At 73.3% G+C, this 15803-nt stretch carries 11 protein-coding genes; 6 read left to right on the top strand and 5 right to left on the bottom strand.

Annotated elements, in window-relative coordinates:
* The first annotated feature begins 19 nt into the window (after positions 1-19).
* A complete protein-coding gene (locus tag OTB19_RS06395) occupies positions 20-2104 on the top strand; it encodes an FUSC family protein (RefSeq protein ID WP_267797035.1) in 2085 nt (694 codons plus the stop codon).
* Between the two features lie 120 nt (positions 2105-2224).
* Here the strand turns inward: OTB19_RS06395 and OTB19_RS06390 are convergent, their stop codons facing one another.
* Positions 2225-3184: a LysR family transcriptional regulator gene (locus OTB19_RS06390; protein WP_267797034.1), complete on the bottom strand. Its 960-nt coding sequence runs from the start codon at positions 3182-3184 to the stop codon at positions 2225-2227.
* A gap of 151 nt (positions 3185-3335) precedes the next feature.
* On the opposite strand from OTB19_RS06390, the gene OTB19_RS06385 reads away from it, so the two are divergent.
* Together OTB19_RS06385 and OTB19_RS06380 are read left to right on the top strand one after the other, a co-directional pair.
* Entirely contained in the window at positions 3336-6824 is a 3489-nt protein-coding gene (locus OTB19_RS06385) for a M28 family peptidase (protein ID WP_267797058.1), read from the top strand.
* 120 nt (positions 6825-6944) lie between these two features.
* Entirely contained in the window at positions 6945-8159 is a 1215-nt protein-coding gene (locus OTB19_RS06380) for a PP2C family protein-serine/threonine phosphatase (RefSeq protein WP_267797033.1), read from the top strand.
* On the opposite strand, the gene OTB19_RS06375 is transcribed toward OTB19_RS06380, so the two are convergent.
* Both OTB19_RS06375 and OTB19_RS06370 read right to left on the bottom strand, forming a co-directional pair.
* Positions 8156-9361, bottom strand: a complete 1206-nt coding sequence (locus tag OTB19_RS06375) for an aromatic amino acid transaminase (protein WP_267797032.1) — start codon at positions 9359-9361, stop codon at positions 8156-8158. The two genes, OTB19_RS06380 and OTB19_RS06375, sit on opposite strands and share 4 nt — an antisense overlap.
* Positions 9354-10322 carry a DMT family transporter gene (locus OTB19_RS06370; RefSeq protein WP_267797031.1) on the bottom strand — a complete coding sequence of 323 codons (969 nt, stop codon included), beginning with the start codon at positions 10320-10322 and terminating at the stop codon, positions 9354-9356. The genes OTB19_RS06375 and OTB19_RS06370 overlap by 8 nt, the downstream gene beginning before the upstream one ends.
* Positions 10323-10450: 128 nt before the next feature.
* Here OTB19_RS06370 and OTB19_RS06365 point away from each other — a divergent pair, with 128 nt between their 5' ends.
* The gene (locus OTB19_RS06365; protein ID WP_267797030.1) at positions 10451-10909 is read left to right on the top strand and encodes an Lrp/AsnC family transcriptional regulator; all 459 of its coding nucleotides are present in this window, start codon (positions 10451-10453) and stop codon (positions 10907-10909) included.
* A gap of 302 nt (positions 10910-11211) precedes the next feature.
* The gene (locus OTB19_RS06360; protein WP_267797057.1) at positions 11212-12714 is read left to right on the top strand and encodes an FUSC family protein; all 1503 of its coding nucleotides are present in this window, start codon (positions 11212-11214) and stop codon (positions 12712-12714) included.
* 22 nt (positions 12715-12736) lie between these two features.
* Here OTB19_RS06360 and OTB19_RS06355 read toward each other — a convergent pair whose 3' ends face one another.
* On the bottom strand, positions 12737-13999 hold the full coding sequence (locus OTB19_RS06355) for a cation:proton antiporter (protein WP_267797029.1): 1263 nt from the start codon (positions 13997-13999) through the stop codon (positions 12737-12739).
* A gap of 4 nt (positions 14000-14003) precedes the next feature.
* A complete protein-coding gene (locus OTB19_RS06350) occupies positions 14004-14474 on the bottom strand; it encodes a cation:proton antiporter regulatory subunit (protein ID WP_053678243.1) in 471 nt (156 codons plus the stop codon).
* 312 nt (positions 14475-14786) lie between these two features.
* Here OTB19_RS06350 and OTB19_RS06345 point away from each other — a divergent pair, with 312 nt between their 5' ends.
* Positions 14787-15668, top strand: coding sequence for a HAMP domain-containing sensor histidine kinase (locus OTB19_RS06345; RefSeq protein ID WP_267797028.1), 882 nt, complete (start codon positions 14787-14789; stop codon positions 15666-15668).
* Positions 15669-15803 lie beyond the last annotated feature (135 nt).

The raw sequence follows: 15803 nt of genomic DNA, 5'->3' as shown, positions 1-15803 counted from the left end.
GCCGTGCGACGCTGAAACCGTGCGAGCCCTGGAGGAACTCCGGACGGGCACCGGCGCCGTGCCGGCGGCCGCGCGCCGGTCCGTCCGGGTCACCCTCGCCGCCTGCCTCGCCTTCTACGTGCTGCTGTACGGACTGGACCGGTCCGTCGGCGCCACCTACGCCCTGTTCGCCGCCGTCGCCCTGGCGGGCCTGTCCCGGATCCCCGGCAGCGGCAGGCAGCGGGCCGTCGTCATCGTGCGGGTCCTGCCCGTGACCTGCGTGCTGGTGGTGATCGGCACCTTCCTCGCCGTGCGGACCTGGACCGCGGTCGCCGGCATGCTCGTCATCGGCTTCTGCCTGGCGTTCGCCGCGGCGGGCGGGCCCCGGCCGGCCGGCGCCGCCCCCGGCCTCCAGCTGATGTACATCCTGCCGAGCTTCCCGCCGTACGCCCCCGACGACCTCCCGGAGCGGCTGGGCGGCACCCTCGTGGGACTGGTCCTGCTGATCCTGGCCGAGCGGTACGTCCTGCCCGACCCGCGCGTCCCCGGCTACCGGGACCGGGCCGCCGACGCCGCCGTCGAGGCGGCCCGCTGCGCGAGCGACCTGGAACGCCCGCCCCACACCCTGCCCGCCGCCGAGGCCGAACGGTCCAAGGCCGTCGCCGAGACACTGCGCCCCTCCCTGGTCCCGGAGGCGGAACGACCCGCCGGCCCCGGGGTGCGCGAGCGCGCGCTCGCCCACACCGGGCTCGCGGCCCGCACCCTGCTGGCCCGGCTCCGCAACCTCCCCGCACCGGCGGCCGGGCTGCCCGCCCGAAAGCCCGGCCTGCGCGTCGTACGGGCCGTACGGGAATCGGCCGACGGCACCGCCGTCCTGCTGCGGGAGGGCAACCCGCCCCCGACGGACTCCGCGCCCCTGTGGAGGCTGCGGGCCGAACTCGCCGACACCCCGATCTCGGAGCCGGGCTCCGGCCCCCGGCACGCCGCGCTGCTGGAGGTCGCCGACGCCGCGCTCGTCCTGCGCGCGGCGGCGGAACTCGCCGTGCACGGCCGGGCGGCCGGACGGGAAGGCGACCCGGCGGACCGCTTCTGGTACGCCCGCCAGAGCACGGCCCGGCTGTGGTGGCACCGGATCGCCGGGCACAGCGGCCCGAGGTCCGTGCACTTCCAGAACGCCGTCCGGCTCGCCGTGGCCCTCGCCGTCGCCCGCACCGTGGCCGGGGTCGACTCGCTCCCGCACGGCTTCTGGGCCATGCTCGCCGTGGTCAGCCTGACCCGCACCACCGCCGTGGCCACCCGAGGCACCGTACGCACCGCCCTGATCGGCACCAGCCTGGGCGCGCTCGCCGCCGGAACCGTGCTGGGGCTCGCGGGCGAGGCGACCACCGTCTACGAGGTCATGCTGCCGCCCCTGATGCTGGTCACGTTCATCGTCGGTCCGGTCAAGGGGGTCGGATGGGCGCAGGCGATGTTCACCCTGGTCGTCGCCATGGTCTTCGCCCAACTGGCGCCGGTGACCTGGCAACTGGCCGAGGTCCGCTTCCTGGACGTGCTCATCGGCAGCGTGATCGGCATCGTCTGCGGCGTGTTGGCCTGGCCGCGCGGCGCCCATGACGAACTCCAGCGCGCGGTCGCCGTGCTGTTGCGCACCGCGGCGGACGACGTCGAGGTGACCACCCGCGACACGGCGGCGCCGCCCGGCCCCGAGGACATGCGGGTGCGGCACGCCCTGACCATGGCCGAGACGGCGTTCGCCCAGTACCAGGCCGAACGCCAACGGCCCGCCGCGCCCCACCAGGACTGGCAGGCCGCGTTGATGGTCGGCCACCACGTGCTCTGGGGCTCCCGGCGGGTCCTGAACAGCCCCGACGGCCTGCCGCTCGGGCCCGTCGAGGCGGCCGGTGTCCGGGAGTACGGAACCTGGGTCGCGGCCGGGCTGCGGGAGGTGGCCGACCGCGCCGGCGCCCCGAGGCCCCCGTCGGCGCCGCCGGAGCGGGCCCTGCACCGCCCCGAACCGGACACGGCGGCGCCCGTGTTCTTCGCGGCGATGGCCTGGCTGGACAACCTCACCGCCGACCTCGCGCTCATGGACGCGAACCCCTCAAGGGTCGACGCCGTCCGCTGACGGCCCCGGTACGGCGGTCCCCGCCGCCCCCTCCCGCTCGACCCCGGTCCCGCCGGCCTTCCGCGGGTCCGGCCTTCCGCGGGTCCGGCCCGCCGCGGGGCCGGTTCACGCGGGGCCGGTTCAGTCGAGGGCCGGGTGGACCTCCGGGTGGGCGTCCCACCAGGCCCGGTGGAAGGGGTGGTTGTCGATGTTGGCCAGGTACGAGCCCGCCGCCGCGCGGTACAGGACGTCCGCCTGGAGCGCGGAGACCGACGAGCGATTCCAGGCCAGCCGGATGCGTCCGGTGATCGGGGTGCCGACCAGGGGGCGCATCACCGTGCCGTCCACGACGGGCGCCGTGGGCTGACTGAGCGCGATGGCGCGGCCCGCGGCGATCAGGTCGTGCCGCATCTTGCGGTCGATGATCCGATAGCGCAGTGACGGGACGAAACCCGCCTTCGCGCAGGCCTCGATCAGCGCCTCGGGGCCGCCGTCGTCGTCCTCCACCAGGGTCATCCACTGTTCGTCGGCCAGGTCGGCCAGTTCGAGGTCGTCGCGCCGGGCCAGCGGGTGCCGGGCGGACATCCGGATGCAGAAGGGCTCCCTGGGGACCAAGGTCCGGGCCAGGACACCGCCGGGCAGCGGCACCACGTGGTCGTTGACCTCGCCGTACACGATGACGTCGTAGCGGCCCGCGCCCAGCATCCGCACCAGGGCCGTCACCGAGTCCTCCAGGTCCACGGTGATCTCCCGCCCGGACAGGGCCAGATCGGTGCGCGCGAGCAGGCCGTCGAGCAGGACGAGCATGATGCAGCCGAGCCGCAGCGGGTCGTCGGTCGACATGGCCCGGGTGTCGGCGCCGAGCGCGTCCATCTCGTGGAGGACCCGGCGTGCCTTGGCCAGCACGAACTGGCCCAGCGGAGTCGGTTCCACGCCGTGCCGGCCCCGGACGAAGAGTTCGCCGCCGGTGACCCGTTCGATCCTGCGCAACTGGGCCGAGAGCGCCGGCTGTGAGATCCCCAGCCGCCGCGCCGCGCCCCCCAGGCTGCCGGCCTCCGCGATCTCGCAGACGGCTTGCAGATGCCTCAACTCCAGCTGCATCAGGGCAGCTTACGCAGGGTGACCCCACCGCACCATAACGCGGGTCTTATGCCGGCAGGGATGTCCCAATCTCGCCATGTCCACGCCCATACTCGGCGCAGCCAGACCCCCCACACACGATCGGAGTGGACTCTTGCAGCCCACCAGATGGATGGCGTCCGTGGCCGCCATGGCACTGACCGCGAGCCTCGCCGGCGCGCTGGCCGGCACCGCCTCGGCCACGCCGCAACAGCAGGGACAACCCACCGGATCCGCCGCCCGGGCCGTCGCCGCCGCCGACGCGGCGGTCCGCAGCGGACTCGACACCCTCGTCAACTCTCCCCAACAGCAGTACGACCGGCGCCTGGTCACCCCCTGGGTGCAGGACCTCTACTCCGTCGCCTACGAGCGCAGCTACCGCGGCCTGCCGGTCGTCGGCGGCGACGCGGTCGTCCTCGCCGACGGCGAGGGCCGCGTCCGCGCCCTCCAGTCGGCCTCCACGACCGTGATCGACGTGGCGACCACCCCGACCGTCGCCGCCCGCACGGCCGAGGCCACCTCCCGCGCCGAACTCGCCTCGGTGGACAAGGTCCTCGACCGTCGGCTGGTCGTCCGGCTCAAGGACGACAAGCCGGTCCTGGCCTGGGAGACCGTCCTCTCCGGCCGCACGAAGACCGCCCCGAGCAAGCTGCACGTGTTCGTGGACGCACGCACCGGCAAGGTCGTCGACCGCCACGACGAGGTCGTCGCCGGCACGGGCACCAGCAAGTGGAACGGCCCGAGCCCGCTCACCATCGACACCACCGCCTCCGGCGGCACCTACTCCCTGCGCGACCCGAACCGCACCGGGCTGAGCTGCGCCGACTACAGCACCGGCACCGTCTTCTCGAAGTCCTCCGACTCCTGGGGCAGCACCAGCGCCACCTCCAAGGAGACCGGCTGTACCGACCTCATGTTCGCCGCCCAGAAGCAGTGGGACATGCTCGGCCAGTGGCTCGGCCGCAACGGTGTCAGCGGGAACGGCCGCAGCTTCCCCGGCAAGGTCGGCCTGAGCGACCTCAACGCCTACTGGGACGGCAGCTCCGTCACCATCGGCCGCAACACCGCCAACGAGTGGATCGCCGGCGTGGACGTCGTCGCCCACGAGTACGGGCACGCCATCGACTCCAACACCCCGGGCGGCACCAGCGGCCAGGAGGCCGGACTCGGCGAGGGCACCGGTGACATCTTCGGCGCGCTCACCGAGGCGTACATCAACGAGCCGTCCCCGTACGACACCCCGGACTACACCGTCGGCGAGATGATCAACCTCCAGGGACGCGGACCGATCCGGAACATGTACAACCCGCCGGCCGTCAACAACGACCCGGCCTGCTACAGCTCCGCGATCCCCGGCACCGAGGTGCACGCGGCGGCCGGCCCGCTCAACCACTGGTTCTACCTGCTCGCCGAGGGCACCAGCCCGGGCGGCGGCAAGCCCACCAGCAGCACCTGCAACTCCAGCACCCTGACCGGCGTCGGCGTCCAGAACGCCGGCAAGATCTTCTACGGCGGCATGCTGCTCAAGACCAGCAGCATGTCCTACAAGAAGTACCGGACGGCGACCCTCGGCGCCGCCAAGTCGCTCGACCCGACCACCTGCAACCTGTTCAACAAGACCAAGGCCGCCTGGGACGCCATCAGCGTGCCCGCCCAGAGCGCCGACCCGACCTGCACCCCGAGCGGACAGAACGACGACTTCTCGCTCGCCCTCAACCCGGCCGCGGGCACCGTCCAGCAGGGCGGCTCCGTGACCACCTCGGTGGCCACCAACACCACCACCGGATCGGCCCAGCAGGTCACCCTCAGCGCCACCGGCCTGCCCGCCGGCGTCACGGCCACCTTCAACCCGGCCACCGTGCAGTCCGGCCAGTCCTCGACACTGACCCTCTCCGCCAACTCCAGCGCGGCCCCCGGCGCCTCCACCGTCGTGGTCAAGGGCCAGGGCCCGAGCCTCGCGCACACCGTCGACTACACGCTCAACGTCGGCGGCACCCAGCCCGGCAACGACCCGCCGAACATCAGCGTCGCCAACGTCCAGGCGCACCTGACCCAGTTCAACACCATCGCCTCGCAGAACGGCGGCAACCGCCGCGCCGGCAGCGCTGGTTACACCCAGTCCCTGGCCTACGTGAAGGGCAGGCTCCAGGCCGCCGGCTTCACCGTCACCGAGCAGAACTGCACCTCCTGCACCTACCCGTCGAACAACCTGATCGCCGACTGGCCCGGCGGCCCCGCCGACCAGACCGTCATGTTCGGCGCCCACCTCGACGGCGTCTCCGCAGGCCCCGGCATCAACGACAACGGCTCCGGCTCCGCCACCCTGCTGGAGAACGCGCTGGTCCTCGCCCAGAAGAACCCCACCATGACCAAGCACGTCCGCTTCGCCTGGTGGACCGACGAGGAACAGGGCCTGAACGGCTCGGAGTTCTACGTGGGCCGGCTCAGCAGCGCCGAGCGCACCGCCATCAAGGCCTACTACAACTTCGACATGGTGGGCTCCACCAACGGCGGCTACTTCATCAACAACGTCAACTCCGCCGCGGCCGCCCCCCTCAAGGCCTACTGGACCTCGCTGAACCTCGCCCCCGAGGAGAACGTCGAGGGCCAGGGCCGCAGCGACGACTACTCCTTCCAGCAGGGCGGGATCCCCACCTCCGGCTACGCGGCCGGTGCCAGCGCCCGCAAGACCTCCGCCCAGGCCACCAAGTGGGGCGGCACCGCGAACTCCGCGTACGACTCCTGCTACCACAGCGCCTGTGACACCACCAACAACATCAGCGCCACGGTCCTCGACCGCAGCGCCGACGGCGTCGCCTACGCGATCTGGAAGCAGGCCGTGGGCGGCGAGACCCCCGCGCAGGACTTCTCCCTCGCCACCTCCCCGGCGGCCGGCTCCGCCAACCCGGGCGGCAGCGTCACCTCCACCGTCAACACCACCACCGTCAGCGGCGCGGCCCAGACCGTCGCCCTGTCCGTCTCCGGCGCGCCCTCCGGCGTCAGCGCCACCCTCAGCCCGACCTCCGTCCAGTCCGGCCAGTCCTCGACGCTCTCCGTACAGGTCGGCGCGGGCACCGCGCAGGGCACGTACACGCTGACCGTCACCGGTACCGGCACCACCAGCCACAGCACCACCTACACCCTGACCGTCGGGGGCGGCGGCGGCACCTGCACCCCGCGCCAGGTCGTGGTCAACGGCGGCTTCGAGAACGGCTCCAGCCCCTGGACCGCCTCCTCGGGCGTCATCACCAACCAGGCCGGCCAGACCCCGCACGGCGGCTCGTACAAGGCATGGCTGAACGGCTGGGGCACCAGCCGCACGGACAGCGCCTCGCAGTCGCTGACCATCCCGGCGGGCTGCTCCGTCCACCAACTGTCCTTCTACCTCCACATCGACACCGACGAGAACGAGAACGTCGCCTACGACACCTTCAAGGTCTCGGTGGGCGGCCAGACACTGGAGACGCTGTCCAACGTGAACGCGAACTCCGGCTACGCACTGAAGACCTACGACGTCTCCCGGTTCGCCGGCCAGACCGTCACCCTGCAGTTCCAGGGGGCCGAGGACCAGTCCCTCCAGACCTCCTTCGTGGTGGACGACGTCACCCTCCAGGTGAGCTGACGCCCGCCCGGGCACCCGCCCCGGAGCGGCACGCCCCCGGCCGACCGGCCGGGGGCGCGTGCCGCTCCGCGGCGTTCGCGCCGCAGCGCGGGAGGAACGCGCGCGGTGTAAGCAGGAGACATGGACCCTCGGCCGCCGCCCCCGCGCACCCGCCGGCACGGGGAACCGCGCCTCGTGCTCCTGGCGGTCCCGTTCGCCCTGATCGCGGTCGTCACCCTGGTGGACGTACTGGCACCCCCCGAGGTCCATCTCGGCCCCTTCCTCGTCGCCGCCCCGGCGCTCACGGCCTCCTTCGCCGGGCCCCGGACGACCGGCATCGTGGGCGCGGTGGCCGTGCTCGCCCAGGTGGTGGTCGCGGTCAGCCGGACCACCCTCACGGACCTCAACCACACCTTCCAGATCATCGCCCTGATCCTGATCTCGGCCTTCGTGACCTTCTTCGCCCACTTGCGGGAGGTCCACGAGGCCCAGCTCACGCAGTTGCGTTCGGTCGCCGAGGCCGCCCAACAGGTCGTCCTGCGACCCCTGCGCGAACGGATGGGGCCCCTGCGGGTGGCGTCCGTCTACCTGGCCGCCGAGGCCGAGGCCCTGATCGGCGGCGACCTGTACGCGGCCGCCCGCACCGCCCACGGCACCCGCCTGCTCATCGGGGACGTCCGGGGCAAGGGCCTGGACGCCGTCGGGGAGGCGGCCGTCGTGCTCGGCGCCTTCCGGGCCGCCGCCCACCTGGACGCCGGGCTGCCCGAGCTGGTCGCCCGACTGGACGCCGCCGTCGCCGCCGACAGGGACGAGGAGGACGGCACGCCCGGCAGGCCGGAGGGCGAGGGCTTCACCACCGCCGCCGTGGTCGACGTCCCGGACCGGGGGACGACCGTGGAGGTCGTCAGCTGCGGGCACCCGCCACCGCTGCTGCTGCGCGGAGACCGGGTCGTCGCGCTGGAGGTGGCGCACCCGGCGCCGCCGCTGGGCCTCGCGGAACTCGTGGACTCCGGATACACCGCGCAGTCCTTCGCCTTCGAACCGGGGGACGTCCTGCTGCTCTACACGGACGGCGTCATCGAGGCCCGCGACGCGTCCGGCGCCTTCTACCCGCTCCAGGACCGGGCCGCCGCCGCCCGCCCCGGCGCAGCAGGCCCGGCCGCCCTGCTGCGCCGGCTCTGCGCGGACCTGCTCCGGCACTCGCCCGGCGGCCGGCTGGGCGACGACGCGGCGATGGTCGCCGTCGAACGCCTGGCCCCCCGGGCCGGCCCCGACCCGGAGGAGACGACCCGGGCCGGCTCTTGCGGATCTCGCCCGGGCCGCGGCGCCCGACAGGATCCGAACGAGACGACCTAGTTCGACTCGGCCAGCACGGCCGCTATGCCCTGCGCGAGGCAGGGGACGCGGTGCGAGGGGATGCCCGCGATGTTGATCCGGCCCGAGGTGGTCCCGTAGATGGCGAATCCGCTGCGCAGCCGCAACATCTGCCGCGGGTCGAGCGGCAGCATCGAGAACATGCCCTTCTGCCGTGCGAGCACGTCCGCCTGCGCGCCCCGGCCGAGGGCCTCCAGGCCCGCGACCAGATCCCGCCGGTTGTCCGTGATCCGGCCGCGCATGGCGGTCAGCTCCGCCCGCCAGGTCGCCCGCAGTTCCTCGTCCTCCAGGATCGCCGTCACGATGGCGGCCCCGTGCTCCGGCGGCATCGAGTAGAGGGTGCGCGCCGCGTTCTGGAGCGCCGTCTCGACGTGTCGCAGCGAGGAACGGGAGGAACCGATGACGACGGCGCAACCGGTGCGGTCGCTGTAGAGGCCGAAGTTCTTCGAGCAGCTGATCGCGACGAGCATCTCCGGCACCCGCTCGGCGAGCATGCGCGTCGGCGCCAGGTCGGCCTCCAGGCCGTCACCGAGCCCGTGGTAGGCCAGATCGACGAACGGGACCCAGCCGGCACGCTCCGCGAGCGCGGCCAGTTCCTCCCAGTCCCGGAGGGAGGGATCGACCCCGCTGGGGTTGTGGCAGCAGCCCTGGATCAGCACGACGTCGTCGCGGCGCGCCTGTGCCAGGTCCGCCAGCATGCCGGCCGTGTCGGGGCGTCCCTGGGCGTCCACCCAGGCGTACGTCCGCACGTTCAGCCCGGCCGCCTCCAGGATGGGCCGGTGGTTGACGTAGGCGGGATCGCTGATCCACACGGTGGTGCCCGGACGGGTCCGGCAGATCAGGTCCGCCAGCAGGCGCAGGGCCCCGCTGCCCGCGACGGTCTGCACCGCGACGGCCCGCTCGACCGGGGCGTCGGCCGCGCCCGAACCGGGCCCCAGCACCAGCGACAACATCGCGCGGTTGAAGGCGGTGTTGCCGGACAGACCGCGGTACTCCTTCGAGGCGGAACGTTCCGCCAGGCGTATCTCGGCCTCGCGTACGGCCGTCATCACGGGCGTGCCGCCCGTCTCGTCCCGGTACACGCCGAGGACGAGGTTCAGCCGCTCGGGACGCGCGTCGGCCCAGAACGCCTCGGTCAGGTCCCAGAGCGGATCGACGGGCGGCGGGAGGAGGAGCTCAAGCATCTGCGGGGACCTCGGACTGGGATCGGGGGCGCGAGCGCCGATTGGCGAGGACGACGCCGGCGGTGATCAGGGGAACGCCGACGAGCACGGCGAGCGTCGGCGACTCGTCGAGCAGGGGTATGGCGAGCAGGACCACGGCGACCGGGCTCAGGCTCCCGACGACGGAGCTGCGCTCCGCGCCCAGCGCCCGGATGGCGTAGGCGTACAGCAGGCCGGCGCACAACCCGACCCCGAGCCCCTGGACCACGAGGAACAGCAGGATGTCGCCGCCCGCCGCCGAGGCCATCGCGGTGGGGAGCACGCCCGTGAGGACCAGCAGACCCATCACCGTGAACGAGGGCAGGCACAGCAGCCCGATCGATCCGACCGGATCGAGATCGACCTCTTTCAGGCCCACCGTATAGAGGGCCCACAGCCCGCTCGCCACCAACAGCAACCCCGAGCCGGTCAGCACGTCCGTGTTGACCGGGACGACGTGGCGCCAGACGAGGGCCCCGACACCGGCGGCTATCAGCGCCAGTCCGGCCGCCTGCGTCCCCCGGGGCATCCCGCGCCCGCCGGCGACCATCAGCCCGGACACGAACAGCGGGACCATGCCGGGGACGATCGACCCGACGAACGCCGCCGAGGTCAGCGAGCCGCCCTGCATGGCGGCGAGGAAGAACGGGACGCCCGCTCCGCAGACGATCTTCGCGGCGGCCGCCGGGCGCACGGCCGCGATCCGGGCGCGCCGCCGCCACAGCGCGGGCGCCAGGACGAGGACCGGGACGCCGAACCGCAGCAGGGCCGCGTCGGCGGGCAGCAGGGACGAGGTGCTCAGGGCCCGGGCGCTGAGCGCGAAGGCGGCCCAGATCAGCACGGTCACCACCAGTGCCGCCGTGCCCCGCGCCTGTGGCGAGAGCCGACGCACGACGGACCCGCGCGGGGGAGCCGTCGCGGGCAGGATGCTCTGCGTGACCAAGGAGGTTCCTCCAGCATGAGGGGGCCGGAATCGGCCACCAGGCAACGCTAGGGCTTCGGCCGGGGCAGCCGATTGCCAGTTCTGCCTCCCGAACATAGCTTTGGGGCAGAATCTGCCAAGGAGGGCCGATGGACGCAGTCGATCTGCAGATCATCCGCGAATTGCAGGCCGACGGCCGGCTGTCCAACCAGGACCTGGCCGACCGCGTCCGACTCTCCCCCTCGCCGTGCCTGCGCCGGGTCCGCCGGCTGGAGGAGGCCGGTCTCATCCGCGGCTACACGGCGATGGTCGACCAGGTCGGCTTCGGACTCCCCATCACCGTCTTCGTCCGGATCCGGCTGGAACGCCACACGAGCGAGGCCGTCCGGATCTTCGAGGGGCACGTCGGCGGCATCGAGCACATCCAGGACTGCTACCTGATGGCGGGCAGCAGCGACTACCTGCTCAGGGTCGTGATCGAAAGCCTCCAGGCGTACGAGGCCCTGGTCCGCGACCGAATCCACGCCATCCCCGGCATCGCCTCCATCGAGTCGAGCTTCGCGTACGGCAGCGTGAAACAGTCCCGCACCTACCCCCGCCCCGCCTGAGCCCCGCCCCGGTCGCGTCGGGTCACGGCTCCGACGCCGGGCCTTTGGTCCGCGCCGGCCCATCTCGCGCGCCCCGGACAGGGCCAATGGCCCAGTGATCCGAGCCCGAGTTGAGCCAGTGGGCCCGGGGATGGTTATCTGTGTCGTATCCATGTACTTACGGCGCCACGCAGCGCCGGACGGCGACGAGGCCGCTCCGGACCGTGGCGCCTTCGCCGTGCCCGCACACCGCCCACCACCCCCGGGCGGCCGCAGGCCCGGCGTGCGCGTATCGAGGGGGGCGGCACACCGCCGTGAAGAGGATGTTCGTGGCTCCGGACCCGGGGCGAATGAGACTCAGGAACGCGCTCCGCGCCGTGATCGGCATCGGCCTGGCCGTCGCCTCGGCCGAACTGGCCGGACTCTCCCTGACCGCTTCCATCACGGGCGGACTGGCGGCCCTGCTGGCCCTGTTCACCGTCCTCGACGCCACCGTGCGCGCCCAGCGGGTGACCACGGCCCTGTTGCCCCTGGCGGGCTTCCCCGTACTGGCCCTCGCCACGACCCTGCACGGCATCACGCTCGCGCGTGACGCGGCGTTCCTCGTCGTCGTCCTCGCCGGGGTCTACGCCCGCCGCTGGGGTCCGCGCGGCCACGCCCTCGGGGTCTTCGCCTTCATGAGCTTCTTCACCACCCAGTTCCTGCACGCGGTCCCCGCCCAACTGCCCGAACTGTTCGCCGCCGTCGGCCTGGCGCTGCTCTCCGCCGGCGCCGTGCGCTTCGTCCTGTGGCCGATCGAGCGCCGCACGCCGCCGCCCCCGACCCCGCCCGGCCTGCCCGGCACCGGCTTCGCCCGGACCACCACCCGACAGGCCCTCCAGGCCACCGCCGCCTGCGCCGTCGCGCTCAGCGTGGGCCAGGTGCTCTCCGAGGACCGCTGGTACTGGGCCGTCGGCACCGTCTGGTGGATCTTCGTGAACACGGCCTCGCGCGGCGAGACCCTGGTCCGCGGCTTCCGCCGGGTCCTCGGCACGGTCATCGGGATCGGCGTCGGCCTGCTCGTCGCCATCCCGCTGGACGGGGCGCCCGCGCCGACCGCCGCGCTGGTCGCCGTCTGCGTCTTCGGGATCTTCTACACGGCCCCCGTCTCGTACAGCTGGATGATGTTCGCCGTGACGGTCATGGCCGGCCTGCTCTACGGCCTCCTCGGGGTCCTGGACCCGGGCCTGCTGGTGCTCCGCTTCCAGGAGACGGCCGTCGGCGCGGTCTGCGCGGCGCTCGCCGTGATCCTCGTCCTGCCCGTCACCACGCACGCGACGAACGACGCCTGGATCCAGCGCGCCCTGCGCTGCGTCCGCACGTGCACGGCCGAGGCCGCCGCCCGACTGGCCGGTTCACCGGTCGCCGACCCGGCCCCGCACGCCGCCGAGCTGGAACTGCTGCTGGGCCGGGTACGGCTCTCGCTGGCCCCCCTCGTCCACCCGCTCAGCCCATACGCGGCCCGCAAGGCACGGGCCCGCCACGTGCTGTCCCTCCTCGACGAGTGCGCCGCGGAGGTACGGGGCCTGGTCACCGTGGCCGCCGACCCGGACGCCGGCCACGACGCCCGGCTCGCGGCGGCCTGCCGGCGCGTGGAGACTGCGGTCGAGGCGCTGATCTCTCCCGGGACGCCTGCCGGCGCCGACGGCCGACCGGCCGCGGGACTGATCCCCGAGCAGCGCGCCGGCGAGCACGCGCTGGCCCACCTGCACGGCCTGGAGCGGCTCCTGACCCAGCTCGACGCCCCGTTGCGCACGCCGTCGCGCGGCCCCCTGGTCAGCGCCTGAGCGAGACCGGTCGGGCCGCCGCTCAGGCGCGCCCGGCCGGATCCTGGTTCTGCTCCGGCACGCTCTCCGACACGCCCTCCGGCGACTTCGCCGGGGAGGGCACCGCGGCCAACAGCGGCCGCGGCCGGCCCCGCCGCCCGGTCAGGTACACCGCCAACGGCTCCGTGTAGCGGGCGGTCAGCGGTCCGACGATCACCAGGATCAGCACGTACGCGGTCGCCAGCGGGCCGAGGGCCGGCTCGATGCCCGCGGTGACCGCCAGCCCGGCGATCACGATGGAGAACTCCCCGCGCGCCACCAGCGTGCCGCCCGCCCGCCAACGCCCCTTGACGCCGACCCCGGCCCGCCGCGCGGCCCAGTAGCCGGTGGCGACCTTCGTGCAGGCGGTGACGAGCGCGAGCGCGAGCGCGGGCAGGATCACCGGCGGAATGCTCGCCGGATCCGTGTGCAGGCCGAAGAAGACGAAGAACACCGCGGCGAACAGGTCCCGCAGCGGACTCAACAGCGTGTGCGTGCCCTCGGCGACCTCCCCGGACAGCGCGATGCCGACGAGGAACGCGCCGACGGCCGCCGAGACCTGGAGCTGCTGGGCGACACCCGCGACGAGCAGGGTCAGGCCGAGGACCACCAGGAGCAGCTTCTCCGGGTCGTCGCTGGAGACGAAGCGGGAGATCACCCGCCCGTACCGGACGGCGACGAAGAGCACCGCCCCGGCGACACCGAGCGCGATGGCCAGGGTCAGACTGCCCGCCGCGAGGCTCACCCCGGCCAACAGCGCCGTGACGATCGGCAGGTACACGGCCATGGCCAGGTCCTCCAGCACCAGGATGCTGAGGATGACCGGCGTCTCCCGGTTGCCGAGGCGCCCGAGGTCGCCCATCACCTTGGCGATGACCCCGGACGAGGAGATCCAGGTGACCCCGGCCAGGACGACGGCCGCGACCGGCCCCCACCCCATCAGCAGCGCCGCGACCGCGCCGGGCACCGCGTTGAGACCGAAGTCGACCAGTCCCGCCGGGTACTGGGTCTTGAGGTTGGAGACGAGATCGCTGGCGGTGTACTCCAGGCCCAGCATCAGCAGGAGCAGGATGACGCCGATCTCGGCGCCGATCGCCACGAACTCCTCGCTCGCGCCGAGCGGCAGCAGTCCGCCGTTGCCGAACGCGAGCCCGGCCAGCAGGTACAGGGGGATGGGGGAGAACTTGAGGCGCCCCGCGACCCGGCCGAGCAGGCCCAGGCCGAGGATGATCGCGCCGAATTCGATGAGGAAGACAGCGGAGTGCACGGCCTCACTCCCGTCCGAGTATCGCGGCGGCCGCCTCGACGCCCTCGCGGGTGCCGATGACGATGAGCGTGTCCCCGCCGGCCAGGCGGAAGTCCGGCGCGGGGGAGGGGCGGGCTTCGGCGCGGCGCAGTACGGCGACCACCGAGACGCCGGTCTCGGTCCGCATCCGGGTCTCGCCCAGCACCCGGCCGTTCCAGTGGGAGTGCGCCGACAGCTCGATCCGTTCGGCCACCAGCCCCAGATCGGTGGTGTGCAGGACGTTCGGACTGTGGTGGGCCGGCATGAGCGCGTCGATCAGCGACGCCGTCTCCGGCCCGGTCAGGTGCAGCGACTGGGCGCAGGCGTCGGGGTCGTCGGCCCGGTAGACGTTCACCGTGCGGGTGCCGTCCCGGTGCGCGATCACCGACAGATGGCGGTGTTCGCGCGTGGTGAGGTCGTACTGGACACCGATGCCGGGCAGCGGTGTCGTACTCATCCGTGGAGCAGGCACAGCCCGTCCCCCCTTGATCCATCCGTGGTTTCCGTACGGCGCCGACGCTGTGTTCGGGCAGGTCACGGGCCTCGGCGCGGGCCCATGCTGCCACTTTCCGAAGGCGCGTGAAATGGGTGTCGGCACGGATGGACAGGACGGGTCCGCGGCAGTGAGGCTGGGGCGGGGAAGTGGATCCCGCCGCAGGTGGGGCCCCGGGACGAGGCCCGGGCCGGACCCGGCCGGCGGGCCGATGCGGGTGGTGGAGGCGGGGGCGGCGATAGTGGGACGGACGTTCGACGAGAGAGGCGTGCGCCCATGTCGCTGTACTGGCGGATCTTCCTGTTGAACGCCGCCGTGCTGATCGTGGCCGTGCTGCTGCTCTTCGGTCCGGTCACCGTCTCGACCCCGGTCCTCTTCGGGGAAGCACTCGTCCTGCTCGCCGGACTGGGGGCCATGCTCGTCGCCAACGCCGTCCTCCTGCGGATCGGTCTCGCCCCGCTGCAACGCCTCACCCGGGCCATGGCCACGGCGGACCTGCTGCGCCCCGGTCGGCGTCCCCGGGTCACCGGCCGGGGCGAGATCGCCGAGCTGACCGAGACCTTCAACAGCATGCTGGACCGGCTGGAGACCGAGCGGGCCACCAGCAGCGGCCGCGTCCTGTCGGCCCTGGAGGCCGAGCGGCACCGCATCGCGCGCGAACTCCACGACGAGGTCGGCCAGACCCTCACCGCCGTGCTCCTTCAGCTCAAGCACGCCGCCGACCGGGTCCCCGAACCCGTGCGCGCCGACCTGCGCCAGGCCCAGGAGACCACCCGCGCCGGCCTCGACGAGATCAGGCGCATCGCCCGACGCCTGCGCCCGGGCGTCCTGGAGGAACTGGGCCTGCACAGCGCGCTCCGGTCGCTGGTCGCCGAGTTCACCACCCCGCGCCTCGGCGTGAGCGCGCACATCACCCCGGGACTGCCGGCCCTGGCGCCCGCCACCGAACTCGTCCTGTACCGGGTCGCCCAGGAGGGTCTGACGAACGCCGCCCGGCACGCCGGCGCGACCCGCGTCGCCCTCCACCTGCGCCCGCGACCCGGCGGCGGCGTGGTGTTGCTGGTCCACGACGACGGCCGGGGCGTCGGGTCCGCGCCGGAGGGCGCCGGCATCCAGGGCATGCGCGAACGCGCCCTGGTCGGCCTCATCGAGCCGTGAGCCCTGCCGTCGGGCCGAACAACTCGACGAATCGTGGCGGATGTTACTCCGCAACCGGAGTTCCTCGTGGCTCCTCTACCGAAGACCACTCGGACGAGTGTTCCCCTGGCAAGGGCCGCCTGCCGCTGACCTGCG

This window comes from Streptomyces sp. H27-H5, from assembly GCF_026627505.1.
Classification (GTDB): Bacteria; Actinomycetota; Actinomycetes; order Streptomycetales; family Streptomycetaceae; genus Streptomyces.
The sequence above is the reverse complement of the archived record's forward strand: the minus strand, read 5'-3'. Positions and strand labels throughout refer to the sequence as shown.